Genomic DNA, 6,979 nt, shown 5'->3' on the forward strand with positions numbered 1-6,979 from the left:
ATAAATTTTATTTAAATTTTTTTTATATTCCGAAAATATTTAGTGGTTTTGCCCCAATGTAGGAAACGACACTCTTTGTTTCTGTATATAAATCAAGGGTTTCGATACATAATTCCCTGCCGAAGCCAGATTGTTTATAACCGCCAAACGGTGTTCCTGGAAAGGCTGAAATCGGGCTATTAATCATCACAATTCCCGCCCGGATTCCAGCAGCCATTCGATGGGCTTTCCCATTGTCCTTCGTCCATACTGCTGAACCTAAGCCAAAAATGGAATCATTTGCTTCTTTTAAGACTTCGGATTCATCCTTAAACTTCATCACTACGACAACTGGGCCAAATACTTCTTCTTGAGCAATCCGCATATCATTGGTCACATTTCCGATGATAGTTGGTTGATACCAATAGCCGTTTTCAAACTCAGGTCCTTCCGGGCGGCTGCCTCCAAATAAAATTTCTCCGCCTTCTTCAATCGCCAGCTTAACATAACCGTCCACTGTCTGTTCATGGCTTTTCGAAATCAATGCACCCATATGTGTTTCTTTGTTGAACGGATCGCCCACTTTTAACTTTCTTGCCTTTTCAATAAATCGAGTCAAGAATTCATCATACACACTTTCCTGTACAAAGATTCGTGATCTAGCTTCACAGGATTGACCTGAGTTATAAAATATTCCATAAATGGACCCAGCTACAGCGGCCTCTATGTCACAATCATCAAAGACAATACTCGGAGACTTTCCACCAAGTTCAAGGGTCACACGTTTAAGGGTTTTCGATGCACGAGCCATTATGTCCTTCCCGGTTTCGGTTTCACCTGTAAAGGCGACTTTATCCACACCTTGATGTTCAGTTAGATATGGGCCGATTGCAGAACCGCTTCCTGTTAGAACGTTCACCACACCTGCAGGTACTCCCGCTTCATGACAAATATCCGCGAGCATGAAAGCAGTAATTGGCGTATAACTTGCTGGCTTTAAAATAATCGTACAGCCTGCCGCTAATGCTGGAGCTACCTTCCATGCAGCCATCATAAGTGGATAATTCCAAGGAACAATCTGGGCACATACCCCAACAGGTTCCTTTACCGTATAGTTAAAGAACCCGTTTGGCACGGGGTTTGTACGCCCACCATGAGTAGTAATCGCTGCTGCATAAAATTCAAAGTCCTCAATCGCTTGGCCAATTTGCCCTTGTGCAGCAGCAACGGTTTTCCCCGTATTTAATACTTCTGCCTCCACTAGCTCGTTGAAGCGCTGTCTCATGATATCCGCTATTTTATTCAAAACTCTGGCCCGTCTTGCTGCTGTCAACTTCGGCCACTTACCAGAATCGAAGGCCTTCCTTGCTGCATCAACAGCACGATCGACATCTTCTTTCGTTGCTTTTGCAACACGCGCTAGTACTTCTCCTGTGGCAGGATTATGAGTTTCAAAAAAGTCTCCACTGCTGCTATTGCTATATTCACCATTAATTAATAGCTGGTACTCTTCCTTCAACGCCGTTGTTTTTAACATGTAGATAACCCCTTTAAATTTTTTCGATAATGGTGGTAATTCCTTGACCTACCCCGATACACATAGTGGCAAGGCCATAGCGGCAATCCCTTTTTTGCATCTCATGGACAAGTGTGGTTAAAATTCTTGCACCACTGCAGCCAAGCGGGTGACCAAGTGCAATTGCTCCACCATTCACGTTTACCTTATTCAAATCAAGACCCAGCTCGTTAATACAAGCGACCGATTGCGCTGCAAATGCTTCATTAATTTCAATCAAATCTAGATCGTTAACAGATAAGCCTGCTCTTTTTAGTGCTTTTCTTGTTGCAGGGACTGGCCCTATTCCCATATAAGCAGGATCCACTCCTGCCACAGCAGAAGTCACGATTCGAGCTAATGGTTTTAAACCATACTTTTCCGCCTGCTCCTTTTCCATAATTAACAGAGCGCTTGCGCCATCATTAATACCGGAGGAATTTCCAGCGGTAACGGTTCCCCCATCTTTAAATACAGGTTTAAGCTTCGACAGCGCCTCCCATGTGGTGTTTGGACGAACATGTTCATCCGTTTGAAAAACAAGCGCTTCGCCTTTTTTCTGAGGAATTTCGATTGGGATAATTTCATCACGAAATCGTCCACTTCCAATCGCCGCTGCTGCTTTTAACTGACTGCTAAGCGCTAACTCATCCTGTTCTTCTCTGGAGATGTTATATCTTGCCGCTACATTCTCCGCGGTTTCGCCTAAACTTATCGGAGGATATTCCTTTGCCAAATTAGGATTCACAAGGCGCCAACCAATGGTTGTATCAAATAACGTTTGATTATTTCTTGGGTTTGATAAGTGGGGTTTCATCATGACATAGGGAGCTCTCGTCATATTCTCCGTTCCACCAGCAATAAAAACGTCTCCAACCCCAGCCTTTATCGCCGCTGCTGCTTGATTTACGGCATCCAATCCAGAACCGCATAATCGGTTAACTGTCACTCCAGCAACTGATTCTGGAATTCCGGCTAATAATAATCCCATCCTTGCGACATTGCGGTTGTCTTCTCCCGCTTGGTTCGTGCAACCAAAGTAAACATCTTCGATTAAAGATCGATCAAACTTAACTCTTGCGAATAAGTTTTTCATGACATGCCCAGCTAAATCATCCGCACGAACATTTGTTAATGATCCATTTATTTTTCCGATTGGTGTGCGGAGGGCATCAATTATGACTGCTTCCCTCATATGGAGTACTCCTTAACCTGGCGATTTTGATAGTAATAGAAGCCTTTCTCAGATTCTCCGCCGGTCCAGCCTGCATGAACAAGTTTGCGAATTAGGGGAGCAGGCCGGTATTTTTCTTCTCCAAGCTGCCTGTATAAACCAGTTAATACAGCATAAACATCATCGATACCAATTTTTTCAGCCCACTCTAATGGCCCCAGCGGATAATTGGTTCCTTTTTTCATTGCTTCATCAATGTCTTCCACTGATGCTGTACCTTCCATTAGTGAAAAGGCCGCTTCATTAATAATCATCGAAAGAATTCGGGGATAGACAAGACCGGCCTCGTCCTGAACCACTTCAGTTTCCTGCCCTATCGCCAAAAACAACGCTTCGACAGTTTGTAAAAAGGAAGGATCTGATTGTAATGCTGGAGCAACTTCGATCAATTCCCCTTCTTTGAAATTCGAAAAGGCTCCAAACCCAATCAACCTCTCAGGATGGGACAACCATGATGCTGCTTCCGTAGCCGTTAATGCAAGCGTGGTAGATACTATCAATGTTTGAGAAGGAACATGTGCTTCAATCGCTTTCAGATTCTGCCTTTTTTGTTCCAAATCAAGATTACTAGTTTCAATAACCGCATCAATGTCTTTAACTGCTTGGTAATCATTGAGTGCTACATTGTTAAACCCATGCGCTCGAAAGGAATGTACCAGCTCTTTTGCTAACAAATTTTCACCTATGACCACAATTCCCTTAGGTGTCATATGAAAAGAACCCTCCCTTCGTTTTTCTTCCCAGACTGCCCGCTTGAACCATGCGCTCTTGAACGTAATGCGGGCGGAACCGGGGCTCCCCATGAAAACTTCCGTAAACAGATTTCGTTACTGCAAAGTTCACATCTATTCCGATTAAATCCTGAAGTTCAAATGGACCCATTTTAAAATTTCCCGCCTTTTTCATTATGCAGTCAATTTGTTCTACTGTTGCTACTTGATCATTCATAATTTTTAAGGCTTCTCCATAAAATGGACGGGCTACGCGATTGACAATAAAACCAGGAGTATCTTTACAAACAACTGGGCTTTTCTGAAGCTTCTTAGCAAATTCTACCAGAGCAGAAACTGTTTCAGGTCCTGTTTTTAATCCGCGAATAACTTCAACTAGTGGCATAACTGGCGCTGGATTAAAGAAATGAAAACCCGCCACTCGCTTTGGAATTTGAATCTGTCCTGAAATCTCCGTAATCGAAAGGGATGAAGTGTTCGTTGTAAGGATCGTATCCTCTGAACAAACCTCTTCAAGTCTTTGAAAAATGGATCGTTTTATGTCCATGTTTTCCGGGGCCGCTTCAATTACCAACTGGCAATCATGAAAGTCGGATAAATCAGCTGTTGTTTGTAAACGTTCTTTCATACGATTCGCTTCATCAACACTTGCTCTTTTTTTCTCGACTAAACGGTCTAATCTTAACTCAATCGCTGATTTGGACCGGCCCACTGTTTCCAAATTGATATCATAAATAATAGCGGTATATCCGTTCTGAATCATCAGTTGGGCAATCCCAGCCCCCATCGTCCCAGAACCGACAATACCTATTTTTTCAATTTCCTTCATTAGAAGCTAGACACCCCTCATCCTTTGACTGTGAAGCTTGCCAGCGAACATATTCAAAGACCGTGCGACAGCCGTTGCAATAATACTGCCTTACTAATTGAGCGGTCCCAAAGGAAGAAATTTTTTCAACATTTTCCGACGAACAGAAGGAGCATTGGATCGATTTATTCTGATCAGACATGCTGTATATCCCCAAGGGTTGTAAGTCTTTTGATTGTCTCCTTGTATACGTTTACAAGATTACTATTTTCCAAGATGACCTTTTCAGAAATTAAAAAATGGTCATTTTCCACATTCTTTAACCACTGCAAAGCTTCGATAGACACCTTATCGAGTTCTTCGGTCAATTTTTTAGGGACGGCCCCTTTGTCATTAAGCAATTGTTTACACCAACTCTTTGAATAAAGAAGATGTTCCTCTTGTTCCTTTAGCATCTTACTAAATGGGGCATTTAAATCTGGATGCTTTGCCCGAATGATTTCGTTCATGACGAGATTGACAGCAACATTAACTGCATAGACACCGGCAATTAAAGCCACCCAATTCGACGTATTTACAACCGTAGGAAAGGCCTTTCCTGATTGGCTTTTAATTTCAACTTTACTCCCGTTTAATCCTTGCAATTCATTCGCCCATTTATACATGAGTCTAGCGTGACCAAGTTCGGCTTGTGCCATCGCAATGGATGAAAGCGTCGCTTCTAAATTAGGACCGCTAATCCCAATTTCCACAAGACGGTCACCTAAAATAAATTTGTTATCTGCAATTGTTTCGGCTAGGTCAATCAGAGATAAATTGTTTACTATTCTCATATTAATTTACACCCTCTTTCTCAAATAGTGGTTCTGGAAGGCGTACAGTAATGAAAGCATCCTTTCGTACCACTTGCATTTCGACCCAGTCTTCTTCATCGTAAATATATTGTGCATATACTTTTGCAAGTTCATCACTCTCAGCTTGAAATGAACCAACCTGAATCAAATCATCGCCCCGCTTGATCCGAGTAAAAAGGAGATATTCTGGTTTCTGTTTCTTTTCTATCATGAGCTAACACCCCAGGTTCTGAGTTTTTCTTTCCCTTTATCACTCATGTTATTTACGGTCCAAGGCGGACTCCAGACCACTTCGATATCCACTGTTTCAATATCTTCCTCTTTTAGAAGCCGTTCCTTGATATCGCTTTCAATCCATTGCATACAACCGCAGCCTGTGGAGGTGTAGGTCATTTTTACCTCAAGTTTTCTGTCCTCTACTTTAGCAATTTCATAGATTAATCCCATATCAACCACACTGATTGGAAACTCAGGATCCATGACCTCTGTTAAGGCATTCCAATATTTTTCAGTTTCTACCGTCTGCATCTAAATAACCTCCTCTGCTCGTAGTTCTTCTAATTCGAAGAATCCCTTTTGAATTCTTCTGACGAACTCTTGGTTTTGTGGCCCGCGTTTTTTAAAACGTTCGATAACTCCCTGCCATGTATCAGGTTGATCGAGCAGCCACTTTTTATTTTCTACATCAAATTTACATGGGAAAGGAACATCAATGACAAATTTCCCCTGTGCCTCATCAAAGTGAGCCGGTACCTTTATTCCAATCGATTCACAAAATGGAACCGCAGTCGATAACCATTTTTGTCTTAGCTCATCATTGGTCTTTCCTTTTAACTTGTAGTCTAGTTGTGCAGAACGGCTCTTAAGACTGTCAGCAACTCCGAAAAATTCTAATGCCATTAAGAACATCCAATCAACCGCTTCTTGTACCTGCTTTGCTGTATCCGGATGTTTCATGCCTGCTTTCATAATGATTTCACCATTACGCAAATGGAAAAGCTCTTCTTTGTCTACCTTCACTAAAGCTCGTTTCCAAGGGCCATAAGATGTGTTTTGGTAGGCATCGCCAAGCAGGGTATAACCAGAGCGATCAAAGAGTCCATTAAATACACCAAGCTCAATCCAATTTTCTAATTTAAAATCAAAGGCGTATGGGTTTTTCCAACGATTGGCAGGCCTATTATAAAGTAACTCCTCGACATTTTCTCCTAGGTCCTCTAATAGACGATAGGCAATATGTGCGTGGCCGATTTCATCTTGGATAACAGCCAGTGCCGTAATTTTATAGTTGAGATTTGGGGCTTGATTATACACGGTTAAAAGTGGGGGGACACTTAGAAGTTCTGTGTCACCAACAATGGTTAATGTTTGTTTTAAGGCTCGAAGATACTCCTCATTCATGTCATCTCTACATTCAAGCATAAATCCTTTCTGAATCCTATCGATTAAAACTTCAGCCTGACTCATATTGATCGCCTCACCTTATTACGTTTTTTATTTTGTCGTCTATATAAGATAATATAGATTATTTTAAATTATCTGTCAATACATTTATTACGTTTTTACGTTGTTAATATTAAAAACATAATTTCACTTATTTTTGGCATCAAAAAAACGCCTTTAAACTTAAAGGCGCCAGGCTGTCGAGAAACTTTCGACAGCCTCTTATTTTCTACAATCACTTTAACAATTCACCGCGTTAATTTGTTATAATATTATTAATATATAGGATTTGCAACATGTCTGTTGATTTGCGCTCCAGGCACTTCGCTTTCCGCGGGCGTGCCGGGGAGCCTCCTCGGCGCTGAAGCGCCTGCG

The 6,979-nt window shown here is 41.8% G+C and carries 9 protein-coding genes; all 9 read right to left on the reverse strand.

What is annotated here, in order from left to right:
• Positions 1 to 22 precede the first annotated feature (22 nt).
• From J7E63_RS18880 to J7E63_RS18920, 9 genes are read right to left on the reverse strand one after another with little or no spacing between them, the layout of a single operon-like run.
• Complete coding sequence (locus J7E63_RS18880; protein WP_215015151.1) at positions 23 to 1,516, reverse strand: aldehyde dehydrogenase family protein; 1,494 nt, start codon at positions 1,514 to 1,516, stop codon at positions 23 to 25.
• Positions 1,517 to 1,529: 13 nt separating this feature from the next.
• Positions 1,530 to 2,729 carry a thiolase family protein gene (locus J7E63_RS18885; RefSeq protein WP_215015153.1) on the reverse strand — a complete coding sequence of 400 codons (1,200 nt, stop codon included), beginning with the start codon at positions 2,727 to 2,729 and terminating at the stop codon, positions 1,530 to 1,532.
• Positions 2,726 to 3,478: a 3-hydroxyacyl-CoA dehydrogenase family protein gene (locus J7E63_RS18890; RefSeq protein ID WP_215015155.1), complete on the reverse strand. Its 753-nt coding sequence runs from the start codon at positions 3,476 to 3,478 to the stop codon at positions 2,726 to 2,728. The genes J7E63_RS18885 and J7E63_RS18890 overlap by 4 nt, the downstream gene beginning before the upstream one ends.
• Positions 3,468 to 4,328, reverse strand: coding sequence for a 3-hydroxyacyl-CoA dehydrogenase NAD-binding domain-containing protein (locus tag J7E63_RS18895; protein WP_215015157.1), 861 nt, complete (start codon positions 4,326 to 4,328; stop codon positions 3,468 to 3,470). Before J7E63_RS18895 ends, J7E63_RS18890 begins: the two co-directional genes overlap by 11 nt.
• The gene (locus J7E63_RS18900; RefSeq protein WP_215015159.1) at positions 4,315 to 4,509 is read right to left on the reverse strand and encodes a PaaD-like zinc ribbon domain-containing protein; all 195 of its coding nucleotides are present in this window, start codon (positions 4,507 to 4,509) and stop codon (positions 4,315 to 4,317) included. The genes J7E63_RS18895 and J7E63_RS18900 overlap by 14 nt, the downstream gene beginning before the upstream one ends.
• Complete coding sequence (locus tag J7E63_RS18905) at positions 4,502 to 5,140, reverse strand: Phenylacetic acid catabolic protein (RefSeq protein WP_215015162.1); 639 nt, start codon at positions 5,138 to 5,140, stop codon at positions 4,502 to 4,504. Before J7E63_RS18905 ends, J7E63_RS18900 begins: the two co-directional genes overlap by 8 nt.
• Position 5,141: 1 nt before the next feature.
• The gene (locus tag J7E63_RS18910; RefSeq protein ID WP_215015164.1) at positions 5,142 to 5,372 is read right to left on the reverse strand and encodes a hypothetical protein; all 231 of its coding nucleotides are present in this window, start codon (positions 5,370 to 5,372) and stop codon (positions 5,142 to 5,144) included.
• Positions 5,369 to 5,689 (reverse strand): metal-sulfur cluster assembly factor, encoded by a 321-nt coding sequence (locus tag J7E63_RS18915; protein ID WP_215015166.1) that lies wholly within the window; start codon positions 5,687 to 5,689, stop codon positions 5,369 to 5,371. The genes J7E63_RS18910 and J7E63_RS18915 overlap by 4 nt, the downstream gene beginning before the upstream one ends.
• Positions 5,690 to 6,628 carry a Phenylacetic acid catabolic protein gene (locus J7E63_RS18920; RefSeq protein WP_215015168.1) on the reverse strand — a complete coding sequence of 313 codons (939 nt, stop codon included), beginning with the start codon at positions 6,626 to 6,628 and terminating at the stop codon, positions 5,690 to 5,692.
• Positions 6,629 to 6,979 lie beyond the last annotated feature (351 nt).

This window comes from Bacillus sp. ISL-75, from assembly GCF_018613095.1.